This is a genomic window from Duganella sp. HH101, assembly GCF_001758795.1.
Lineage (GTDB): Bacteria > Pseudomonadota > Gammaproteobacteria > Burkholderiales > Burkholderiaceae_D > Rugamonas > Rugamonas rivuli.
The window spans coordinates 193355-214578 of sequence record NZ_LRON01000001.1 but is presented as its reverse complement, the minus strand read 5'-3'; the positions used below and the strand labels follow the sequence as shown (position 1 = coordinate 214578).

Annotated in this window: 18 protein-coding genes and 2 pseudogenes; 8 read left to right on the top strand and 12 right to left on the bottom strand. The window is 62.5% G+C overall.

The window, feature by feature from the left end; all coding sequences use genetic code 11:
- Positions 1–4: 4 nt before the first annotated feature.
- From DUGA2_RS00770 to DUGA2_RS00760, 3 genes are all read left to right on the top strand, one after another.
- On the top strand, positions 5–784 hold the full coding sequence (locus tag DUGA2_RS00770; protein ID WP_008448369.1) for a peptidyl-prolyl cis-trans isomerase: 780 nt from the start codon (positions 5–7) through the stop codon (positions 782–784).
- A 102-nt stretch (positions 785–886) separates the two neighbouring features.
- Positions 887–1663: a peptidylprolyl isomerase gene (locus DUGA2_RS00765; RefSeq protein WP_008448367.1), complete on the top strand. Its 777-nt coding sequence runs from the start codon at positions 887–889 to the stop codon at positions 1661–1663.
- Positions 1664–1834: 171 nt separating this feature from the next.
- Positions 1835–2503: a DNA alkylation repair protein gene (locus tag DUGA2_RS00760; RefSeq protein ID WP_070266633.1), complete on the top strand. Its 669-nt coding sequence runs from the start codon at positions 1835–1837 to the stop codon at positions 2501–2503.
- Here DUGA2_RS00760 and DUGA2_RS32370 read toward each other — a convergent pair.
- The 3 genes and pseudogenes from DUGA2_RS32370 to DUGA2_RS33280 form a co-directional block, all read right to left on the bottom strand.
- Positions 2501–2629, bottom strand: a pseudogene (locus DUGA2_RS32370) (helix-turn-helix domain-containing protein); the annotation flags it as partial. The gene DUGA2_RS00760 and the pseudogene DUGA2_RS32370 overlap by 3 nt on opposite strands.
- Before the next feature lie 13 nt (positions 2630–2642).
- The gene (locus DUGA2_RS00755) at positions 2643–3662 is read right to left on the bottom strand and encodes a hypothetical protein (protein ID WP_070266632.1); all 1020 of its coding nucleotides are present in this window, start codon (positions 3660–3662) and stop codon (positions 2643–2645) included.
- Positions 3663–4151 (bottom strand): hypothetical protein, encoded by a 489-nt coding sequence (locus tag DUGA2_RS33280; protein WP_141753148.1) that lies wholly within the window; start codon positions 4149–4151, stop codon positions 3663–3665.
- A 194-nt stretch (positions 4152–4345) separates the two neighbouring features.
- On the opposite strand from DUGA2_RS33280, the pseudogene DUGA2_RS00750 reads away from it, so the two are divergent.
- Positions 4346–4813 (top strand): annotated as a pseudogene (locus DUGA2_RS00750) (tyrosine-type recombinase/integrase); the annotation flags it as partial.
- Between the two features lie 13 nt (positions 4814–4826).
- Positions 4827–5111, top strand: a complete 285-nt coding sequence (locus DUGA2_RS00745; protein WP_070266631.1) for a hypothetical protein — start codon at positions 4827–4829, stop codon at positions 5109–5111.
- Here DUGA2_RS00745 and DUGA2_RS00740 read toward each other — a convergent pair.
- Positions 5108–5368: a hypothetical protein gene (locus tag DUGA2_RS00740; RefSeq protein WP_070266630.1), complete on the bottom strand. Its 261-nt coding sequence runs from the start codon at positions 5366–5368 to the stop codon at positions 5108–5110. The genes DUGA2_RS00745 and DUGA2_RS00740 overlap by 4 nt on opposite strands.
- 92 nt (positions 5369–5460) lie before the next feature.
- Between DUGA2_RS00740 and DUGA2_RS00735 the strand changes: the two genes are divergently transcribed.
- Positions 5461–6096, top strand: coding sequence for a hypothetical protein (locus tag DUGA2_RS00735; RefSeq protein WP_070266629.1), 636 nt, complete (start codon positions 5461–5463; stop codon positions 6094–6096).
- 46 nt (positions 6097–6142) lie between these two features.
- Here the strand turns inward: DUGA2_RS00735 and purL are convergent, their stop codons facing one another.
- Positions 6143–10192, bottom strand: coding sequence for a phosphoribosylformylglycinamidine synthase (purL, locus tag DUGA2_RS00730; protein WP_070266628.1), 4050 nt, complete (start codon positions 10190–10192; stop codon positions 6143–6145).
- 268 nt (positions 10193–10460) lie between these two features.
- Here purL and DUGA2_RS00725 point away from each other — a divergent pair, with 268 nt between their 5' ends.
- Complete coding sequence (locus tag DUGA2_RS00725; protein WP_070266627.1) at positions 10461–12101, top strand: response regulator; 1641 nt, start codon at positions 10461–10463, stop codon at positions 12099–12101.
- On the opposite strand, the gene DUGA2_RS33955 is transcribed toward DUGA2_RS00725, so the two are convergent.
- The 5 genes from DUGA2_RS33955 to DUGA2_RS00705 form a co-directional block, all read right to left on the bottom strand.
- Complete coding sequence (locus tag DUGA2_RS33955; RefSeq protein WP_168167389.1) at positions 12102–12245, bottom strand: hypothetical protein; 144 nt, start codon at positions 12243–12245, stop codon at positions 12102–12104.
- Between the two features lie 118 nt (positions 12246–12363).
- On the bottom strand, positions 12364–12870 hold the full coding sequence (locus tag DUGA2_RS00720) for a Clp protease N-terminal domain-containing protein (RefSeq protein WP_070266626.1): 507 nt from the start codon (positions 12868–12870) through the stop codon (positions 12364–12366).
- 20 nt (positions 12871–12890) lie between these two features.
- On the bottom strand, positions 12891–13103 hold the full coding sequence (locus DUGA2_RS00715; RefSeq protein WP_070266625.1) for a helix-turn-helix domain-containing protein: 213 nt from the start codon (positions 13101–13103) through the stop codon (positions 12891–12893).
- Positions 13104–13153: 50 nt separating this feature from the next.
- Positions 13154–13687, bottom strand: a complete 534-nt coding sequence (locus tag DUGA2_RS00710; RefSeq protein WP_070266624.1) for a GNAT family N-acetyltransferase — start codon at positions 13685–13687, stop codon at positions 13154–13156.
- Positions 13684–17316, bottom strand: a complete 3633-nt coding sequence (locus DUGA2_RS00705; RefSeq protein ID WP_070266623.1) for a hydantoinase B/oxoprolinase family protein — start codon at positions 17314–17316, stop codon at positions 13684–13686. The genes DUGA2_RS00710 and DUGA2_RS00705 overlap by 4 nt, the downstream gene beginning before the upstream one ends.
- Before the next feature lie 97 nt (positions 17317–17413).
- On the opposite strand from DUGA2_RS00705, the gene DUGA2_RS00700 reads away from it, so the two are divergent.
- Positions 17414–18919, top strand: a complete 1506-nt coding sequence (locus DUGA2_RS00700; RefSeq protein ID WP_070266622.1) for a bifunctional ADP-dependent NAD(P)H-hydrate dehydratase/NAD(P)H-hydrate epimerase — start codon at positions 17414–17416, stop codon at positions 18917–18919.
- Positions 18920–18922: 3 nt separating this feature from the next.
- On the opposite strand, the gene DUGA2_RS00695 is transcribed toward DUGA2_RS00700, so the two are convergent.
- Positions 18923–20416: a S41 family peptidase gene (locus tag DUGA2_RS00695; protein WP_070266621.1), complete on the bottom strand. Its 1494-nt coding sequence runs from the start codon at positions 20414–20416 to the stop codon at positions 18923–18925.
- Positions 20417–20477: 61 nt separating this feature from the next.
- Complete coding sequence (locus DUGA2_RS00690) at positions 20478–21197, bottom strand: ABC transporter ATP-binding protein (protein ID WP_070266620.1); 720 nt, start codon at positions 21195–21197, stop codon at positions 20478–20480.
- Between the last annotated feature and the right edge of the window lie 27 nt (positions 21198–21224).

Here is a 21224-nt window from a genome sequence, read left to right as displayed (position 1 = left end):
AATAATGACTTTCAAGCCAGCCAGTTTGCTGATTGCACTTCTCGCCGTTGCCGCCGTACCTGCTTTCGCTCAAAACGTTGCCGTAGTTAATGGCAAAGCCATCCCAACCTCGCGCGTTGACGCTGTGGTCAAGCAAGTCGTTGCCCAAGGCCAGCAGCCGGACTCGCCTCAACTGCGCGAACTGATCAAGAAAGACCTGATCGGCCGCGAAGTGATGATGCAGGAAGCGGAAAAACAAGGTTTCGGTAAAGATGCAGCGGTCAAGACGCAAATCGAAAACGCCCGCCAGGCCATCATCGTCAACGCGCTGGTCGGCGACTACATGAAGAAGAACCCGGTTTCGGATGCCGACATCAAGGCTGAATACGACCGCTTCGTGGCACAGAACGGCGACAAGGAATACCATGTCCGCCACATCATGATGGCAACCGAAGCTGAAGCGAACGACGTCATCGCCAAGATCAAAGGCGGCGCCAAGTTCGAAGAACTGGCAAAAGCGTCGAAAGACACCGGTTCCGCAGCAAATGGCGGCGATCTGGATTGGGCAGTACCTTCGTCCTACCCACCAGCGTTCTCGGCAGCCTTCGTCGGCCTGCAAAAAGGCCAAGTCACCGAGAAGCCAGTTCAAACCCCGAACGGCTTCCACGTGATCAAAGTGGACGACATCCGCGCAGCCAAACTGCCGACCCTGGAAGAAGTCAAACCGCAAGTTGCGGAAGCACTGGCCCAGAAGAAATTGCAAGCCTACCAGGAAGAACTGGTCAAGAAAGCAAAAGTGCAGTAATGTTATGAATGAGGCGGCGCCCTGCGGGGCGCCGTTTTTGATTTTGCGTTGGTACAATGCACCGCCCGAGTGCGATTTCTTGTTTTTTTATAGGATTTAATAATGATGTTGAAGCCAACCCGCCTGTTGTTAGCACTGATTGCTGTTGTCGCAGCCCCGGTATTCGCGCAAAACGTCGCGACCGTCAATGGCAAGGCTATTCCTGCCGCTAAAGTAGACCAGATGGTCAAGCAAGTGGTCGCACAAGGCCAACAGCCTGACAGCCCGCAACTGCGTGAAATGGTCAAGAAAGAATTGATCGGTCGCGAAGTCATGATCCAGGAAGCGGACAAACAAGGTTTCGGCACCAAGCCTGAAGTTAAAGCAGCAATCGAAAACGCACGTCAAAGCATTATCATCAACGCGATGCTGGCTGACTACGTTAAAAAGAACCCGATTAAAGACACCGAAATCAAAGCCGAATACGACAAGTATAAAGCTGCCATGGGCGAGAAAGAATATCACTCGCGTCATATCCTGGTCGCAACCGAACAGGAAGCCAAGGATATTATCGCCAAGCTGAAAGCCGGCGGCAAATTCGAAGAACTGGCCAAAGTATCGAAAGACGGTTCGGCTAATAACGGCGGCGATCTGGGCTGGATGGCTCCAGGCAAACTGGTAAAACCTTTCGCCGATGCGATGATCGCCCTGAAAAACGGCGAGATCACCCAGACCCCGGTTAAAACCGAGTACGGTTATCACGTGATCAAACTGGAAGAATCCCGCGCCACCAAACTGCCGGCAGTTGAAGAAGTCAAAGGCCAGATTGCTGAAGCACTGCAACAGCGTAAAATCGCCGCCTTCCGCGACGAGCTGACCAAGAAAGCCAAAGTCCAATAAGCCGGACTTCCGCTCTTCCCAAAAAAGCGCCTCCTGAGGCGCTTTTTTATTTGACCGGCGACGTAGCACTCGCCGTTTCTTTTGCCCACCGCAAGCCAGAATCTGGCAAATACGTGCCAAGTTCTGGCATATCTAAGGGGCCACACGCAAAATCATCTATACTGGCCAACGATGACTCCTGAATTCCACACCGCACTCTGCACCGCCCTAGCCCATGCCACAACGCCCGGGCGCGCTCCAGCCATGCGCGCCTACATGCGCGACCAGTTCGATTTCCTGGGCATCGGCACGCCGCAACGACGGCAGGCCGCCAAGCCTTTGCTCCAGCAATTAAAAGGCACAGGCGCGGATAATTTAATTCTTTATGCGCGCGCATTATGGGAGTTTCCGCAAAGGGAATATCAATACGTCGCAATCGATCTGCTGGCAATGCACTGGAAACAATTGGAGTTGGTGCATATTCCCGATCTGCTGGAGCTGGTCCAGAGTAAATCGTGGTGGGATACAGTCGATGCGCTGGCTGCGGTAATCGGCGATGTTCTGCGTTATCGCCATGATGGAATGGACCAGGCTATCGAACATAACGATATGTGGGTGCGCCGGATCGCCTTATTGCATCAATTAGGTTGGCGCGACAAGGTGGATGTGGAAAGACTATTCAATTACTCTCTCACGCTCGCGCACGAAAAAGAATTTTTCATACAAAAGGCAATCGGCTGGGCATTGAGGGATTATGCCCGCCATGATGCCGATGCGGTCCGCGCATTTACATCAAAAGAAAAACACCGGCTTTCAGCGCTCAGTTATCGCGAGGCCAATAAACATCTTTCGGCGCCATGAGCTCGAGCGCAGGTAGCGTCGGACGGTGTTTCTGGAGATGCCCAAGCGCCTGGCAATCTCTCTCAATGGGATCTGCTCGCGAATGTGCCAGCGTCGAATAATGCCTAGTAATGCCAAGTTGATCACTCCGATTCCCCGCTCATTGACTCGAAGACTCGTTTATGAGCGCATGGCTACCGGCATACTCAAAAGCCGTTTTCGCGATAGCCTTGAAAAAGTCACGACGCTTGGGCCCACCGTGCGCTATTAGTGTCAAAAACTGAAATTCAGGTGTGTACTGATTAGACGCGTCCAAGTATTCGCGGCTTTTTAATTGCTTGCGTATCCCTTTCACCACATCAAGGATACGAAACTTAGTAATGATATCAGCGTGCTTTCTATACTTGTAATACTGATGCCCTATAAATCTTTTCTCGTCTCGCTGGTTGCTTGCGATAAGTACTCTATATCTCAAACTATGATGGGCCTGGAGCTCTTCACACTGTTTGCACGTGCGCCGATCGCCGGACGTCGCCGGCCCGATATTTGAATCGTATTCAGTCGATGAGCCAACGGCGCGTATTGATTTTTCGAACTTTTGAATGGGGGTCATGTTCGGATTTCGCGCATTTTTTTTAACCGCTTTATCCCCCGGGGGCGCTATTGCCGCATCGGCTGCTAGATGAGAAGCGGCCAAAACAGGGGCGTGATAGTTTTCGAAATGTATTTTAAATTCAGCGAAGACCTTGTCAAAAACCCTTTTCCAAACAGCGGCGCTAACCACGTCGTGGGCGCGAGTACCATCTTGGGGGATGGCCGGCTTAATCACCACGCCGTCCTCGACCGTTCGCCCTACCTTTGGTTTCCAGTCGTCTTTTTCCGTACCGCAGGCTGGACAACGCCTTGGTTCGTCATACTCTCGAATCCCTTTTTGAACAATCTTCCCGACCTTTACGTCGTTTAAGTACACAAGCCATTTGTGAGAATCGCTCCCCGGGTCGGTAAGCTGTGTACTTATATGAAGCTTGACACCGGCTTCCGTCGCCTTGATCAGAATGTTCGTTCGTAAGATGTCAATGTGGCCGCGTCTATGCTTTGGCTTCGAGAAGTAGCTAACAACCTCATGTATGTCCTGCGGAAGGGCAATTTTAAATTCATCGAAAATCAAGTGTGCATCCATTTAAACCTCAATCCTTATACCAGTGCTGCTTAGTTGCAGTGAAGACTGGTTTTTGTTCGGTCGTAACGACGCCCCGAAGTCCGCGGTGACGGCACACCAAAGCAGATTTTGTAGTTTGGCTGTTGGAATTTCAAAAGCGGCGCTTACCCAAGGGCCACTTTCGTTCACCTCGTCTGTTTGGTACTCTGCTTCCAGCCAAACGTCTCTGACCCTTGGGACGACAATCCCGGCTATGCGAAGCTCGCAAAGCATTTTTCGCAACCCGAAACAGGACGCGGGAGCGAAGGTTTCTAAATGGACGAGTATTTTTTCTTCGCCGCCAAAAACGTCATTGCAAATGGCAGTTGCCTTACGCAGCGCCGTTAGCGCTTGGTCGAGCGGACTGCCGCCGTCCGATAACTCAAAACGTAGCCCGCCTGGGAAGTTGTAAAACAAGGCATCTCGGTACGGACTACCGACAATTTCCTGGATTTTTCTTCTGAGGTTCATACGTTCGTTTCGCTGGCGGAGTGATGCTCTATACGGTGGTCCTGCGTGAAGTAGCAAAGTCCGGTTGTGGCCGATCTCGGCCGGTCGACACGTCTCAGTGTACGGCGTTTGTTGCTCACTTGGCAAGCAATTCCCTTTGACGAATCGCGTCCGACAGAACGACCACAATGGGACTCCTCAACGACGGAGTTCTCATGAATTCTACCGCCTGCAAAACAGAAAATCGCGGACCTTGGAATAAGGGGCGTTTGGTCGGACAGAAGCTCCCCCCGAAGCTGCGCGAAATATGGGCGATACGCATTCGACTACAGCTAGCCGAACACTTGCGGGACCTCGCGTTGTTCAACCTGGCCATCGACAGCAAGTTGCGCGGCTGCGACCTGGTCAGCTTACAAGTCAAAGACATTGCACAGGGCAGAAGCGTCTTCCACCGCGCGATCGTTATGCAGCGCAAGACAAGTCGGCCTGTCCAGTTCGAGATCACGGAGCAAACCCGGCAGTCCTTGCTCGCCTGGATGGACCAGCGCCAATTGGCTGGGAGCGCGTATTTGTTTCCCAGCCGAGTAAGCGATTCGCCGCATTTGTCGACCCGCCAGTATTCGCGCATCGTGACCAACTGGGTAGAATCGATCGGGCTGGACGCGACCACGTATGGCACACATAAAGGGGACATACATGGCTAAAACGGCAGCACAAAGGCAAGCGCAATACCGGGCACGCCGCCCGTTCGCTGACAGCGGCGAGGGCGAGCGCAGACTGAACCTGTGGATCGGGACGCGCCTCGAACTGGCGCTGACGCGCCTGGCAAGGCATTACTGCGTCCCTAAACGCGAAATCGTCGAGCGCCTCATCGCCGCCGAGGACGAACGCATCGCCAACGACATCGTGCTGGACTCCCCTGAATGGGAGGCATATTTCAGAACTGCGCCGTTACGCAGTAACGCTACCGAACCGGGCTAAAAATATTGAAAAATGCACCTCATCGTGACCGCATGCATTAGAGTTTCGGCGCGCAACACCGCGCGCTGTGCAGCGGTCACGATGCGCCGAAATGGGCGGTCACGATCGCCGAAATACGCAGAATAGGACGGCCCACCAGCATCCACCGCCGGCGCAGACTCTCCCAAGACCGCCGCAGCGGCGCAGCCCTGCCCTTCGAGGTAATCGAACAGCATACGGACGTAGGTGCCAGGAATGGCCGGAGGGGTTTTCTTCATGGCCTGAATTGTCAAAAAATATGTCCTGCCTTGTCAAGCCAGCAACGCATCCCTTGCATAGAATCGTTTCATCTTCACCACGGGAGCAAACCATGATCGCAGCATCCGCAGCACAAGCCCAGGAACTGGTCCGCAACGCATCGCACTTCCAGTGGTACGTCATTCCGCTGCTTTTGCTGGTGATACACGCCTACGGCGAACAGGCCGCAGCCAGGCGCTGGAACGTGGTGCTGGCGGGCCTGGCGTTCTGGCTGATGGATTGGGTCAACGAGATCTGGAACGGCCTGCTATTCCACTTCTCCGGCTTCGCGCCGGCCTGGAGCACACCGAACGGTTCGGCCTACGTCTTGCTGATCGGCCTGAACATCGAGATCAGTTTCATGTTCGCCGTCATGGGGCTGTACGCGGCGCGCACGCTACCCGCCGACCGCAAGCTGAAGATCGCCGGCATCAACAACCGCTGGCTGCTGGCCGTCGTCAATTCGGTGCTGTGCGTGGGCGTGGAAGTCTGGCTGAACCACATCGGCGCGCTGGTGTGGGAATGGCCGGCGTGGAACCTGGGCGCGCCCTGGCTGATCTGGCTGATCGGCTACCTGCCCTTCTTCGTGGTCGCCTACTGGGTGCACGACATAACGTCGCTGAAGCGGCAGATCGCCGTAGTGGCCACGCTGGCTGCCGGTGTCGGCTTGGCGCTGGCAGTCTTCGGCGGCGTGCTGGGCTGGATATAAAAAAAGGCCGGATCGCTCCGGCCTTCACTTACCTTACTTAGCTTGCTTACCCAACGAACTTGCGCGCGTTGCGGAACATGCGCATCCAAGGCGAATCCTCGCCCCACGATTCCGGGTGCCACGACTGCTGCACCGAGCGGAATACGCGTTCGGCGTGCGGCATCATCACGGTGAAGCGGCCGTCGGCCGTCGTCACCGAAGTCAGGCCTTGCGGCGAACCGTTCGGGTTGTACGGATAGGCTTCGGTGGCGGCGCCACGGTTGTCGACGAAGCGCATCGCTGCCACAGCCTCGTTGATGTTGCCGGTCTGCGTGAAGTCCGCATAGCCTTCGCCGTGGGCGATGGCGATAGCGGTCTGCGTGCCTGCCATGCCGTTGAAGAAGATCGACGGCGAGTCCAGCACTTCCACCATCGCGAAGCGCGCCTCGAATTTCTCCGATTTGTTGGTGGTGAACTTAGGCCACGCATGCGCGCCAGGGATGATGGACTTCAGATTGCTCATCATCTGGCAACCGTTGCAGACACCCAGGCCGAAGCTGTCGGTGCGCGCGAAGAAGCGGGCGAACTGCTCGGCCAGCGCGGCGTTGAACAGAATCGTCTTGGCCCAGCCTTCGCCGGCGCCCAGCACGTCGCCGTACGAGAAGCCGCCGACGGCGATGATGCCCTGGAAGTCATCGAGCTTGACCCGGCCCGCAATCAGGTCGCTCATGTGCACGTCGACAGCGTTGAAGCCTGCCTGGTGCATCACGTATGCGGTCTCGATGTGCGAGTTGACGCCCTGCTCGCGCAGGATCGCCACGCGTGGGCGCACACCGGTCGCCAGGAACGGCGCGGCCACATTCTCGGTCAGGTCGAAGGTGATCTTCGGCGTGATGCCTGGATCGGTTTCGTCCAGGATGCGGTCGTATTCGGCATCGGCGCAGGCCGGGTTGTCGCGCAGGCGGGCGATGCGCCAGCTGGTCTCGCTCCACAGACGGTGCAGTTCCGAACGCGGCTTGGCGTAGATGATCTTGGCGTCGCGGGTGAACTCGATCACGCCACGGTCGTTCGGCTTGCCGATGATATGGCTGCATGCGCCCAGGTTGAAGGTGCGCAGCACGTCCATCACCAGCGACTTCTCTTCGGCGCGAACCTGGATCACAGCGCCCAGCTCCTCGGAGAACAGCGCGCGCAGGGTTTGCTCGTTGCGGCGTTCGGCGATCTGGCCGGCCCAGTTCTTGGCGTCGCCCTGGTCGGCGCCGTGGCCTTGTTCCAGCGTCAGGATGTCGAGGTTGATCGACAGGCCCGCACGGCCGGCAAAGGCCATCTCGGTCAGCGTGCCATACAGGCCGCCGTCGGAACGGTCGTGGTAGGCCAGCAGCTTGCCGTCGTTGTTCAGTTGCTGGATCGCGGTGAAGAAGGCTTTCAGGTCTTCAGGGCTGTCCACATCCGGCGTCTCGTTGCCCAGCTGGCCCATGACCAGCGACAGCGCGGATGCGCCCAGGCGGTTCTTGCCGCGGCCCAGATCGATCAGGATGATGGCGGTGTCGCCGGCATCGGTCTTGATCTGCGGGGTCAGCGATTTGCACACGTCGTGCACTGGCGCGAAGGCCGAGACGATCAGCGAGACTGGCGAGGTGACAGCCTTGGCGTCGCCTTCATCCTTCCAGGTGGTACGCATCGACAGAGAATCCTTGCCGACCGGGATGCTGATGCCCAGCGCCGGGCACAGTTCCATGCCGACTGCCTTGACGGTGTCGAACAGCGCTGCATCCTGGCCAGGCTGGCCGCAGGCGGCCATCCAGTTGGCGGACAGTTTGATGTCGGAGATATCCTTGATCGGCGCGGCGGCGATGTTGGTGATCGCCTCGGCGACGGCCATGCGGCCCGACGCTGCGGCGTTAATCACGGCCAGCGGGGTACGCTCGCCCATCGCCATCGCCTCGCCCAGGTAGCCTTCGAAGCTCATCGCGGTGACGGCGCAATCGGCCACCGGCACCTGCCATGGACCGACCATCTGGTCGCGCACGGACATGCCGCCCACGGTACGGTCGCCGATGGTGATCAGGAAGGACTTGTCGCCGACGGTAGGCAGCAGCAGCACGCGCTTGGCGGCTTCTTCCAGGTCCATGCCGGTCAGGTCGATCGCCGGGAATTCGTTTTGCACGTGATGCACGTCGCGCTGCATCTTAGGCGGTTTGCCCAGCAGGACGTCCATCGGCATGTCGACCGGCTCGTTGCCCAGCTCAGGATCGATCAGCTTCAGTTGACGTTCTTCGGTCGCGGTGCCGACCACGGCGAACAGGCAGCGCTCACGCTCGCACAGCGCCTTGAACATAGGCAGGCTGTCCGGCGAGATCGCCAGCACATAGCGCTCCTGCGATTCGTTGGACCAGATTTCTTTCGGCGCCATGCCGCTTTCTTCCAGCGGGATCTTGCGCAGATCGAAGATCGCGCCGCGCTTGGCGTCGTTGGTGATCTCCGGGAAGGCGTTCGACAGGCCGCCGGCGCCCACGTCGTGGATCGAGATGATCGGATTGTTGGCGCCCAGCTGCCAGCAGCCGTTGATGACTTCCTGCGCACGGCGTTCCATCTCCGGATTGCCGCGCTGGACCGAATCGAAGTCCAGGTCCGCAGTGTTGGTGCCGGTCGCCATCGACGAAGCGGCCGAGCCGCCCATGCCGATGCGCATGCCAGGACCGCCCAGCTGCACCAGCAGGCTGCCGACCGGGATGTCGTTCTTGTGCGTGTGCTGGCCGGAGATGTTACCAATGCCGCCCGCGATCATGATCGGCTTGTGGTAGCCGAACACGGTGTCGTGCGCGCCGGCGAACTGCTTGCCGATATTCTGTTCGTAGGTACGGAAGTAACCGCCCAGTACCGGACGGCCGAATTCATTGCTGAACGCGGCGCCGCCCAGCGGACCTTCGATCATGATCTGCAGCGCCGAGGCGATGCGATCCGGCTTGCCGTAGGCCTTGCCGCTGTTGCGGTAGTCCGCCACCGGCGCGGTGACGTCAGCGTCGTTTTCCCATGCTTGCACGGCGCCCGGCAGCATCAGGTTCGACACGGTGAAGCCGGTCAGGCCAGCCTTCGGCTTGGCGCCACGGCCGGTCGCGCCTTCATCGCGGATTTCGCCGCCGGCGCCGGTGGAGGCGCCAGGGAACGGCGAAATCGCGGTCGGGTGATTGTGGGTTTCCACTTTCATCAGCGTGTGCGTCAACTCGGTGGTCGGCGCGTACTGGTGCGCGTCGCCCTGCGGGAAGAAGCGCATCACTTCCGCGCCTTCCATGATCGACGAGTTGTCGCTGTAGGCGACGATGGTGCCTTTCGGCTGCAGCTGGTGGGTGTTCTTGATCATGCCGAACAGCGACTTCGGTTGAGCGACGCCGTCGATGGTCCAATCGGCGTTGAAGATCTTGTGGCGGCAGTGCTCCGAGTTCGCCTGCGCGAACATCATCAGCTCAACGTCGGTCGGGTTGCGGCCGGCCTTGGTGAAGGCGGCGTCCAGGTACTCGATCTCGTCGTCCGACATCGCCAGGCCCAGGTCCGTGTTGGCCTTTTCCAGCGCTGCCTTGCCCATGCCGATCACGTCCACCGATTCCAGCGGCTTCGCTTCCAGCGTGCGGAACAGGCCTGCGGCTTCGTCGGGATGGCGCAGCACCGATTCCGTCATGCGGTCGTGCAGCAGCGCGGCGACGGCCGGCACTTCTTCGTCCGACAGCTTCTTGGCGGCGCCGATGCTGCTGCCCAAGATGCCGGTCTTCAGATTGATGCGGAACGCAATGCCGCGCTCGACGCGCTTGATGTGCGCCATGCCGCAGTTGTGGACGATGTCAGTGGCCTTGGAGGCCCACGGCGAGATCGTACCGAAGCGCGGAATGACGAAGAACTCTTCGACCGCGCCATCGGTGTTGTCGGCGTGGGCCGGCTCACCGTAGGTCAGCAGCGCGCCGAGGCGGCTGGTGTCGTCGGCCGATAGCGGCGCGGCGGCATCGATGAAGTGGACATAGCGCGCCTGGACGGCGGCGACGGCAGGCAGCGCGGCTTGCAGTTGAGTTAACAGGCGTTGGCTACGGAATGCGGACAGGGCGTTGGAGCCCGGCAGGATCAACATATTTGGAGGATGGTTGATGCAGCGTGGCTGCGGATTAAAGGTAGATGGAGCACGAGATACTAGTAATGCATAATTTCCTTTGCGCGCATTATACCCGTTACGCCGTCGTCTATACAGCGCCAATTCGGGCCAAAAACTGCCGTCAAAGCAACATTTTCAGTCATTTTTGGCGGGTTTACGCCCCTGCGCGGGGCCAGGCGCCGGGTTTTCATAACATTTTAACTTGCCATGGAGTATGCTAGATTTAACTTTAGCTAGGATGCGTAACATGGCGGAATATAGTGATTTGTCGGTGCTGATCGTCGACCCCAACCCGGGGATGCGCGGCAGCCTGCACAATATGCTGAACCAGGCCGGCATCACCAAGATCGACTATGCGGTCAGCTCCGGCACGGCCATCCGCCAGCTGGGCAAGAAACCGTTCGATATCGTGCTGTGCGAGTACGACCTGGGCAACGGCAGCGGCGAGAACAACGGCCAGGACGGCCAGCAACTGCTGGAAGACCTGCGCCTGCACAAGCTGATACTGCCGTCGACCATCTTCATCATGCTCACTTCCGAAGGCGTCTACAGCAAAGTGATAGGCGCGGCCGAACTGACGCCGACCGATTACGTGCTCAAGCCCTTCACCGTGGACGCGCTGCTGCAGCGCATCCGCAAGGCGGTCGAGCGGCGCGACGTGTTCCTGCCGATCCACCAGTTGGTTGAAATGGGCAGCCACCGCAAGGCCGTCGCCGAATGCCTGATCGCAGAGGAAAAGAATCCCCGCTATGCGATCGACTTCGCGCGCCTGCGCGCCGAGCTGCTGGTAGCGCTGGAGGAGCTGGCCGAGGCCGAGGTGGTGTACCAGGTGATCCTGATGACCCGCCCCATCGCCTGGGCGCACCTGGGCATGGCGCGCTGCCAGTTCGGGCAGCAAAAGTACATCGAGGCGCAGGATACGCTGCAGGACCTGCTGACCCACAACCCCAAATTCATGGCGGCCTACGACCTGCTCGCTCGCACGCACGAGGCGCTGGGCCAGCAGGAATCGGCCAAGAAGATCCTGGAAGACGCGGTGGCGATCTCGCCCAATATGGTGCACCGTCTGCGCCACCTGGGCGAAGTGGCATACGAGACCGGCGACGTCAGCGTCGCCGAGAAGGCATTCAAGCAGGTGGTGGCCAAGGCCAAGTACTCCGAGTTCCGCGATCCGGAGGACCACGTCAAGCTGGTCAAGACGCTGGTCAAGAAAGGCGATGCCAACCAGGCCAGCGGCGTGATACGCGACATGGAACGCTCACTGCGCGCCAGCGCCAACGTCGAGGCCTGCCGGGCCATCGCCGCCGGCCTGCTGCAGGAAATGAGCGGCAATATCACGGCGGCGGCGGCCGAACTGACCACCGCCGTCAACGCCGTCGGCGCCAGCCGCGGCCTGTCGACCGGGCTGAAAATCGGCCTGGTGCACAGCTGCCTGAATGTGAAGCTGGACCAGCAGGCGTCCGACCTGATGCTCAACCTGATGAACGACACCGAAAGCGGCGTGTCGATGGACGATGCGGTGCAGGTGTTCGAGAAGGCGGGCCGCCACGATCTGGCGGCGGGCATGGGGGAGCAGATCAAGCATCACGTGGAAGAGCTGATCGCCCACGCGGCCGAACAGCGCGGCCAGGGCGACCTGCGGGCGGCGGTCGATACGCTGAACGCGGCCTTGCGCAAGGCGCCGGCCAATATGTCGCTGCTGCCGGCGGCGACGTCGGCGATACTCAAGCAGCTGGACGATCTGGGGTGGGAAGTGCCGCTGGCCGAGCAGTGCGCCTTCCTGCTGGAGCGCATGCGCAAGATCGATCCGGTCCATCCTTCGCTGGAGGCGCTGCAGGCGCAGTATTCGCACACCCAGCGCAAGTACGGTATCGCGACGACGGCGTAGTCAGAACATCAGCGAGCCGGGGAAGTTCGACAAGTGGGAAATCAAATACCACGTCACGAAGTACAGCGCGCAGAGCAGGAAGGCCGAGCGGATCGCGCGGTTCGCCGAGCCTCGTCCGCGCAGGAGCTTGAGTAGCGTACGCACTGTGTCCTCCCTTCCCGTCTGTTCATCGAACCAAAACTGTACGCCGCGCCCCGGCCATGGACAAGCCGGGAATCGCCAGTACTATTTTTCGATGCCGATGGTATCGGCAGGCGCGTCGTCAGGCCAGCATGGCGCGCAGTTCTTCCTCGGCGGCGCGGCCCAGCGCCTGCGGATCGACGTTGATGGCGCCAAGCGCGCGTCCGGCGGCGCTCAGGCGCATGCCCGCCACGGCCAGCAGGATATGCGCACCACACAGCGGCGCCGGCAGCCTGCGCTGGACCTCCGGCAGCGTTTGCATCAGCGCCTGGCCGGATGGCTGGGCGTCGAACAGTTTTCCGGGCGCGGCGGGCGCGGGCGGCTCCCCGGCGCCCACCACATCCAGCCCCATCGCCGACAGCGCTTCGACATGGCGGTTCGCCAGCGCCGCGCGATAGGCCTCGGGGTCTGCGCCGATGCGCTGGAACACGCGCCGCGCCGAGCCGTCGGCCAGGTCCAGCGCCGCCAGCGCGTAGTGCTCCGCGCCGGGATGCTGCTGGCCCGCCTGCAGCGCGCGACGTTCCGCGTCCTTCGACAGGTCTGCTATGGTGCGCATGTCTTGCCAGCGCTGTTTGAGCTTTGCGAACATTGTCTTTCCTCCTGATGGCGTCAGCCGCGTGCCAGATTGGCCGCGTGCTTTTTGTGGGCGGCCTGCTTGGAGACGCCCAGCGCCTCCGCGATCTGGGCCCAGGTCCAGCCGTCCTCCAGCGCCTTGCGCACGGCATTGCGTTCTATCCTGTCCGCCAGCTCGCGCAGCGCCAGTACTGCGGCCAGTGCGTCGCCGGGTTCGGTGGGAATCTTGAGGTGATGGAGATCGGTCATGCGTCAACTTTAATTGACGCATTCGAAGCTGTCAACTTAAATTGACAAGACTAGGACGGGATCATGGAAAAGACGTGGGCATCCACGCAAATACCGCGCAACTTGAGACGGTTGCGGGCCAGGCATTCGTGCGTGGCGCCGGCCTTGCGGGCCACGGCGGCACTGGGCTCGTTGCCCGCCGCGATCACGATTTCCACCCGCGATTGATTCAGCTGCTCGAAGGCGTAGCGCGACAATGCGCCCACCGCCGCCGCCGCCGCGCCCTGCCTTTGCGCCGAGGCGCGCACCCAGTAGCCCAGGTTGCAGAAACCGTTCACCGCGTTCAGCTGATTCAATCCGCCGCCGCCGACCAGCGTCACGCCGTCCGCGAGGAAGATGCCGAATTCGTACGCGCTGCCATCGGCGCGGCTGGCGTCGCACCAGTCGAACCAGGACAGCGCCTGCTCCTCGGAGTATTCGGCGTGCGCCCAGGTCATCCACATGCCGACGCTGTCCATCGATTCGCGCACGCCCGCCGCGAAGGCCGGCGCGTCGGCGGCGATGAAGGGCCGCAGCAGGAAGCTACCTGCCGGCAGCGGCGTCATTGTCCGCCCTCGCCGCCAACCGGGCCGTAGCCGCCGCCGCCCGGCGTGTCGATGACGAACATATCGCCCGCCTGCATATCGGTCTTGCCGATGTGGGCCAGTTCTTCGACGCGGCCATCCACGCGCACCACCGTATTGCGGCCCAGCGCACCGGGCTCGCCGCCCGCCATGCCGAATGGCGCGTAAATGCGGTTGTTGGACAGGATCGCCGCCGTCATCGGTTCAAGGAAGCGCACCTTGCGCGTGCCGCCGTTCCCGCCATGCCACTGCCCCGCCCCGCCGCTGCCGTCGCGGATGGCGTAGCTCTCCAGCCGCACCGGGAAGCGGAACTCCAGGATTTCCGGATCGGTCAGGCGGGAGTTGGTCATATTGGTCTGGACCACGCTGGTGCCGTCGAAGCCCGGGCCCGCGCCGGAGCCGCCGCTGATGGTTTCGTAGTACTGGTAGCGCGCATTACCAAAGGTGAAGTTGTTCATCGTGCCCTGCGCCGCCGCCATCACTCCCAGCGCGCCATACAGCGCATTGGTGATGCAGGTCGACGTCTCCACGTTCCCCGACACCACCGACGCCGGATAGTGCGGATTGAGCATGGAGCCCTGCGGTATCAGCACCTTCAACGGCTTCAGGCAACCGGCGTTGAGCGGAATCTCGTCGTTGACCAGCGTGCGGAACACGTACAGCACGGCCGCCATGCACACCGCCGACGGCGCATTGAAGTTGTTCTCCAGCTGCGGCGACGTGCCGGTGAAGTCGATCTCCGCGCTGCGGCTGGCCTGGTCGACCCGCACCGCCACCTGTATCTGCGCGCCGTTATCCAGCTGTAGCGTGTAGCTGCCGTCCTTCAGCGCACTGATGACGCGGCGCACGGATTCCTCGGCGTTGTCCTGCACGTGGCCCATGTAGGCCTGCACCACCTCCAGCCCGAAGTGGGCGACCATCTTGCGCAGCTCGTCCACGCCCTTCTGGTTGGCTGCCACCTGGGCGCGCAGGTCCGCCATGTTCTGGTCCGGATTGCGGGCCGGGTAGCGCGCCCCCGCCAGCAGCGCGCGCGTCTCGGCCTCGCGCAGCTGGCCGCCGGCGGCGCCCGCATTGGCGCCATCCACCAGCTTGAAGTTGTTGATCAACACGCCCTCTTCCTCGATCACGCGGGAATCCGGCGGCATCGAACCCGGCGTGGTGCCGCCGATATCCGCATGGTGTCCGCGCGAGCCGACGTAGAACAGGATGTCCGCGCCCGCCTCGTCGAACACCGGCGAGATGACCGTGACATCCGGCAGATGGGTGCCGCCGTTGTACGGATCGTTGAGCATGAAGACATCGCCCGCGCGCATCCGCCCCGCGTTCTCGCGCATCACGGTCTTGATGCTCTCGCCCATGGAGCCCAGGTGCACCGGCATGTGCGGCGCGTTGGCGATCAGGTTGCCGTCGGCGTCGAAGATGGCGCAGCTGAAGTCCAGCCGCTCCTTGATGTTGACCGAGTAGGCGGTGTTCTGCAGGCGCAGTCCCATCTGCTCGGCGATCGACATGAACAGGTTGTTGAATATCTCCAGCATCACCGGATCGGCGCTGGTGCCGATGGCGCGGCGCTCCGGCAGCGCGGTCACGCGCTTGAGCACCAGATGGTCGTGCAGCGTCACCTCCGCCTGCCAGCCCGCTTCGACGATGGTGGTCGCATTCGCCTCGGCGATGATGGCCGGGCCCTTGACGACATCGCCGATGCGCGTGGCGGCGCGCTGATACAGGTTGGTCTGGCGCCATTTGCCACCGGTGTACATCGGCACCACCGCATGCGGCATCAGGCCGGACACGCGGCGCGCGGCCGGCTCCACCGTCTCCGACGGCGCATCGGACTTGCCGACCGCCTCCACCGACACCGCCTCGACGATCAGCGCCTTGGACGGCATCAGGAAGGAATAGCGCTTGCGGTAAGCCGCTTCGAATTGCGCCGTCATGCTGTCGACGGTATCGAACAGCACCATCAGCGCCGAATCGGTGCCCTCGTAGCGCAGATGCACGCGCCGTATCAGCACGATGCGCTCGTCCTCGACACCCTGGTGATGCAGGTCGGCGCGCGCCTGGCGGCCCAGCGCGTGCAGGCGGGCGTCGAGGTCCACCAGCGCTTCCACGCTCAGACGCACTTCCACCGCCGCCTCGCGTATCACGGTCTGGTCGGCCAGGCCCATGCCGTAGGCCGACATGACGCCGGCCAGCGAATGCACGAACACGGTCGTCATGCCCAGCGCATCGGCCACCAGGCAGGCGTGCTGCCCGCCCGCGCCGCCGAAGCTGGTCAGCGTGTATTCGGTCACGTCGTGCCCGCGCTGCACGGAAATCTGCTTGATCGCGTTGGCCATATTGCCGACGGCGATTTCGATAAAGCCCTCGGCCACCTGTTCCGGCGTGCTCTCCTTGCCGGTGGCGGCCGTGATCTGCGCCGCCAGTTCGGTGAAGCGGCTGCGCACGGCCTGCGCATCGAGCGCCTGCCGGCCTTCCGCGCCGAACAGCTGCGGGAAGTGATGCGGCTGGATCTTACCCAGCATGACATTGCAGTCCGTGACCGCCAGCGGGCCGCCGCGCCGGTAGCTGGCCGGCCCCGGATTGGCGCCCGCGCTGTCCGGGCCGACGCGATAGCGGCTGCCGTCGAAATGCAGGATGGAGCCGCCGCCCGCCGCCACCGTGTGGATGCTCATCATCGGCGCGCGCATGCGCACGCCGGCCACCTGGGTTTCGAACACGCGCTCGAACTCGCCGGAGAAATGCGACACATCGGTCGAGGTGCCGCCCATGTCGAAGCCGATCACCTTGTCGAAGCCCGCCAGCTTGCTGGCGCGGACCATGCCGACGATGCCGCCCGCCGGGCCGCTCAGGATGCTGTCCTTGCCGTGGAAGGCGCGCGCGTCGCTCAAGCCGCCGCTGGACTGCATGAACTGCAGGTTCACGCCCGGCATCTCCTTGGCCACCTGGTCGACATAGCGGCGCAGGATGGGCGACAGGTAGGCGTCGACGACGGTGGTGTCGCCGCGCGCCACCAGCTTCATCATCGGACTCACCTCGTGCGACACCGATACCTGGGTAAAGCCCATCAGGCGCGCCATCTCGGCCACCTTGACCTCGTGCGCCTGATAGCGATAGCCGTGCATGAAGACGATGGCCAGCGAGCGCAGGCCCATGTCGTAGGCTGCGGCCAGGCCGGCGCGGGCGGTCTCCATGTCGAGATCGAGCACGGTGTCGCCATGCGCGCCCATGCGTTCGTCGATTTCGATCACATGGCTGTACAACAGCTCGGGCAGCAGGATGTGGCGATCGAACAGGCGCGGACGGTTTTGATAAGCGATGCGCAGCGCGTCGCGGAAGCCGCGCGTGATGGCCAGCGCGGTCGGCTCGCCCTTGCGCTCCAGCAGCGCGTTGGTGGCGACCGTGGTGCCCATCTTGACGGCGCCGATCTGCGCCACCGGTATCGGCTTGCCCTTGGCCACGCCCATCAGCTGGCGTATGCCGGCGATGGCGGCGTCAGGGTAGTGTTCGGGATTCTCGGACAGCAGCTTGAGCGTGCGCAGGCGTCCATCGGGCGGACGCGCCACGATGTCGGTGAACGTACCGCCCCGGTCTATCCAGAATTGCCAATCCATGCCTGCCTCGTTACGATGACTGAAGCGTATATTGTAGTAGCTCGGCCGCGCACGGGACAGCGGCCTTACAACATAATTTAGATGCTAAAATTGCACCATGAACCCACTCTACTCCAGCGCGGAGATACGCGCCATCGAACAAGCCGCCGCCGCTGCGCTGCCGGACGGTGTACTGATGCAGCGTGCAGGGCAGGCCGGCGCCAATGCCGCGCTGGACCTGCTGCCCTTCTCCACCGCCAATGCCAAAGTGCTGGTGCTGGCCGGCCCGGGCAATAACGGCGGCGATGCGCTGGAGACGGCGGCCCATCTGGCCTACGCCGGCGCCCAGGTCACTATCCTGCACTTCCCGCCCCAGTCGGAGCCGTCCGCCGAACGCGCGGCCGCGATGCAGCGGGCGCAGACCAGCGATGCCCGCTTCGCCGACCTGGACGCGGCGGCGATCGCCGGCACCGAATGGACGCTGGTGGTCGACGGCCTGTTCGGCATCGGCCTGCAACGTCCGCTGGCCGGCGCGCTGCGCGCGGTCGCGGAGACGGTCAACGGCCTCAAATGCTCGATACTGTCGCTGGACCTGCCGAGCGGGCTCGATGCCGACACCGGCGCCATCGTCGGCCCGGACGGCGTCGCGATCCACGCCACCCACACCGTCACGTTCATCGGCAACAAGCCCGGCTTGCACACCTGCGACGGCCGCGACTACGCGGGCCTGGTGGACGTATCCCGGCTCGATATCGACGCCGCCCACTTCGCGCCGGCGCGGCTGCACCTGAACGACGTCAAGTTCTTCTCGCGCCACCTGCGCGCGCGGCGCCACAATACGCATAAGGGCAGCTACGGCAACGTGGCGGTGATCGGCGGCGCGCAAGGCATGACGGGCGCACCGCTGCTGGCATCGCGCGCTGCGCTCAACAGCGGCGCCGGCCGCGTCTACACCTTGTTTGTGGAAGACGCACTGCCTTGCGACTCCGGCCAGCCGGAACTGATGTGCCGCGTCGCGGCCGGGTTCGACCTTGAGCAAGCCACGCTGGTGATCGGCCCGGGCCTGGGCGCATCGCCCTACGCGTCGGACGTGCTGGCCGCCGCCATCGCCAGCGGCAGCGCGCTGCTGGCCGATGCCGACGCCCTCAATCTGCTGGCGGCCAATCCCCGGCTGCAAACGGCGCTGGCGCAGCGCCCCGCCGGCAGCGTGCTGACGCCGCATCCTCTGGAAGCGGCGCGGCTGTTGGGTTGCGCCATCGCCGAGGTGCAGGCCGACCGTGTCGGCATGGCCCGCAAACTGGCGACGAAGTTGAACGCCTACGTGGTGCTGAAGGGTTCCGGCACGGTGATCGCCGCGCCCAATGGCGATGCCGTCATCAACACCACCGGCAATCCGGCGCTGGCCACGGCCGGCACGGGCGACGTGCTGTCCGGCCTGTGCGGCAGCCTGATGGCGCAAGGCTGGCCGCTGTGGGGAGCCGCGCTGGCCGGGGTCTGGCTGCACGGCATGGCGGCCGATGTGCTGGTGACGGAAGGCGCCGGGCCGATAGGCTTGACCGCCGGCGAACTGATACCGGCGATCCGCGTGGCGCTCAACCGCATGGTCCAGCACCACGGGCGCTAGCGTTTAACGCTTGGCCAGGTCGGCCTCGATCGCCTTCAGGAAGGCCTGCTGCGTCCACTCCAGGTCATGCACATAGATCGCCGGCGAGTAGAACTGCCCCGCCGCGCGCGGCCGCCCCACGTACACCTTGTTCGGGATGATGACCTTGGCCAGCCCGGAATCGAGCTTCTGGGTGCGCACTTCCATGTAGGTGGAGTCGGCCGAACTGGGTGCGCCGATCAGCTTCGTGTTTGGGAATAGCGTGAAGTAATCCAAAGCGTCCAGGCAGGCGCTGGCGCACTGGCCCGGCACCACCACGTACACCGGCTTGGTGAAAGGCGGCGGATCGCCGGCCAGATTCAGCGCGCGGTCGGCGGGGCCGGTGTCTGCCGCAGGCTTGGGCGGCACATAGAATTTTTCGCCGCGCTGCAGCGACGCCTTCATGCCATCCGCCACGCGGTCCATTTCGGCGGCAAACGCTTCCTGCTTTTCGTCGCGCAGCCTCGCGGCCATGCTGCGCAGGTAGGCGCTGTTGTCCGCCGAAGCGCGCCACCATATCTGCTGCTGCGCGGAGTACGCCTTGCGCAAGCGGTTCACGCGGCTCTCGCCCCACAGCGCGCGGGAGAAGTCGCGGCTCCAAAGCGAGGAACCGCCATGGTTGCCGCGCAGGTCGATGACGATGGCGTCGGCGTCGAGGTAGCGCTGGCGGTGTTCCTGCACTTCCGCCGTCATCGCACGATAGGCGGTGCGCTGTGTTTCGTCGGGATGGAAGGTCGGCATCGCCGCCCAGTACAGCTTTGCGCGCGGCTCGCTCAGGCCAACCGGCAGCAAGGGGCCGTTGAAGCTGGCGTCGCCCCATTGGGTGCCCTGCTCGCTGAGCGGGCGCCAGTTGAGGGCATGGGCTGTCTGCTTGCCGTTGAAGGTAAAGCGGCATTGCACAGGGCGCGCCACGAAGGGATTGCCGAAGTCGATGAAGGTGTCGCCGGCATAGGCCCACCAATTCCCGCGTTCCTCGCTGAGGCCATCGAAAGCGAAGAAGTTGTGCTCCGCGAGTTCGGTCATGTTCCTGCCATCGCAATCGTCGATGCGCGCGCCGGCCGGCGGTCCGCCCGCTTCCGACGCGTAGACCAGCATGCTGTCCCCGCGCCATACGGCGACGAAGCCGGGCCAGAGCAACTCCTTTTTCGCCGCGCCGCCCAGCACCGAGACGCCCGCATGGCCGTCGTGGATCTGGGTACTGAAGCGTTTTAAAGCGGCCTGGTAGCCGCCGCCGTCAGCCACCTTTGCCGCCAGCGCCAGGCCTTCGGCACGTGCCTTGGCCAGGTTGGATACAAACCCCGGATTGGCGGGATCATGGGTGCCGGGATGGTTGTCCAGCGTGATCTGGTAGGCCGCCTCGATGTCGGCGATGGCGGCCTGGCGCCATTGATCGGCCGTTTGTGGAGCGGAGCTTGAGGCTATCGCGCCGCCAGCCAGCATCATGGTCGCGACGCCGGCGCAGCGTATGAAATTGAGCATATCGTTTATACCAGCTTACAAGAAAGACCAGAACTTACGATATAAACAATTTAGCGTCAACCTATACCAGCCGGCCCGCCGCTATGGTGATGGTGCGGCCGCAACGCTGCGCCATCGACTGGTCGTGCGTGACCAGCACCAGCGTCGACCCGTGCTGGCGATTCAGGTCGAACATCAGCCTGATGACGGCTTCGCCGGTGGCGGCGTCCAGGCTGCCGGTGGGCTCGTCGGCGAACAGCAGCGGCGGTTCGGTGACGAAGGCGCGCGCCAGCGCCACGCGCTGCTGCTCGCCGCCGGACAGGTATTTGGGATAGTGCTTCAAGCGGCTCGACAGCCCCACCCGCTCCAGCATGGACTCGGCCTGCTCGCGCGCATGGTGGGCGCCGCGCAGTTCCAGCGGCAGCATGACGTTCTCCAGCGCCGTCAGATGCGCCAGCAGCTGGAAGGACTGGAACACGAAGCCCAGCTTTTCCTTGCGCAGCGCGGCGCGACCATCCTCGTCCAGCGCATAGATATCGACGCCATCGAGCATCACCTTGCCCGCGCTGGGCGTATCGAGCCCCGCGAGCAGACCGAGCAAAGTCGACTTGCCGGAGCCGGAAGCGCCTACAATGGCGAGCGTCTCGGCTTTTTGCACGGTAAAATCCACCTCGTGCAAGATCGTCAGTTCGCCGCTGGCGTCGGCCACGCGCTTGGCCAGCCCCTGGACGGTGATGGCCGGCTGCGTGCCGGACTGCGGCGCCGCTGCGGCACTGGCCGCCAAGCCCGGACCATCCGGCATAAAATTGGAAGACGCTTTAGGGAAATC

Coding starts and splice junctions, on each gene's coding strand:
- DUGA2_RS00740 (WP_070266630.1), bottom strand. CDS start 5,368: ATGAAGAAAACCCCTCCGGCCATTCCTGGCACCTACGTCCGTATGCTG.
- DUGA2_RS00725 (WP_070266627.1), top strand. CDS start 10,461: ATGGCGGAATATAGTGATTTGTCGGTGCTGATCGTCGACCCCAACCCG.
- DUGA2_RS00755 (WP_070266632.1), bottom strand. CDS start 3,662: ATGGATGCACACTTGATTTTCGATGAATTTAAAATTGCCCTTCCGCAG.
- DUGA2_RS00695 (WP_070266621.1), bottom strand. CDS start 20,416: ATGCTCAATTTCATACGCTGCGCCGGCGTCGCGACCATGATGCTGGCT.
- DUGA2_RS00770 (WP_008448369.1), top strand. CDS start 5: ATGACTTTCAAGCCAGCCAGTTTGCTGATTGCACTTCTCGCCGTTGCC.
- DUGA2_RS00765 (WP_008448367.1), top strand. CDS start 887: ATGATGTTGAAGCCAACCCGCCTGTTGTTAGCACTGATTGCTGTTGTC.
- DUGA2_RS33280 (WP_141753148.1), bottom strand. CDS start 4,151: ATGAACCTCAGAAGAAAAATCCAGGAAATTGTCGGTAGTCCGTACCGA.
- DUGA2_RS00710 (WP_070266624.1), bottom strand. CDS start 13,687: ATGACGCCGCTGCCGGCAGGTAGCTTCCTGCTGCGGCCCTTCATCGCC.
- DUGA2_RS00745 (WP_070266631.1), top strand. CDS start 4,827: ATGGCTAAAACGGCAGCACAAAGGCAAGCGCAATACCGGGCACGCCGC.
- DUGA2_RS00690 (WP_070266620.1), bottom strand. CDS start 21,197: ATGCCGGATGGTCCGGGCTTGGCGGCCAGTGCCGCAGCGGCGCCGCAG.
- DUGA2_RS00715 (WP_070266625.1), bottom strand. CDS start 13,103: ATGACCGATCTCCATCACCTCAAGATTCCCACCGAACCCGGCGACGCA.
- DUGA2_RS00705 (WP_070266623.1), bottom strand. CDS start 17,316: ATGGATTGGCAATTCTGGATAGACCGGGGCGGTACGTTCACCGACATC.
- DUGA2_RS00700 (WP_070266622.1), top strand. CDS start 17,414: ATGAACCCACTCTACTCCAGCGCGGAGATACGCGCCATCGAACAAGCC.
- DUGA2_RS00735 (WP_070266629.1), top strand. CDS start 5,461: ATGATCGCAGCATCCGCAGCACAAGCCCAGGAACTGGTCCGCAACGCA.
- purL (WP_070266628.1), bottom strand. CDS start 10,192: ATGTTGATCCTGCCGGGCTCCAACGCCCTGTCCGCATTCCGTAGCCAA.
- DUGA2_RS00720 (WP_070266626.1), bottom strand. CDS start 12,870: ATGTTCGCAAAGCTCAAACAGCGCTGGCAAGACATGCGCACCATAGCA.
- DUGA2_RS00760 (WP_070266633.1), top strand. CDS start 1,835: ATGACTCCTGAATTCCACACCGCACTCTGCACCGCCCTAGCCCATGCC.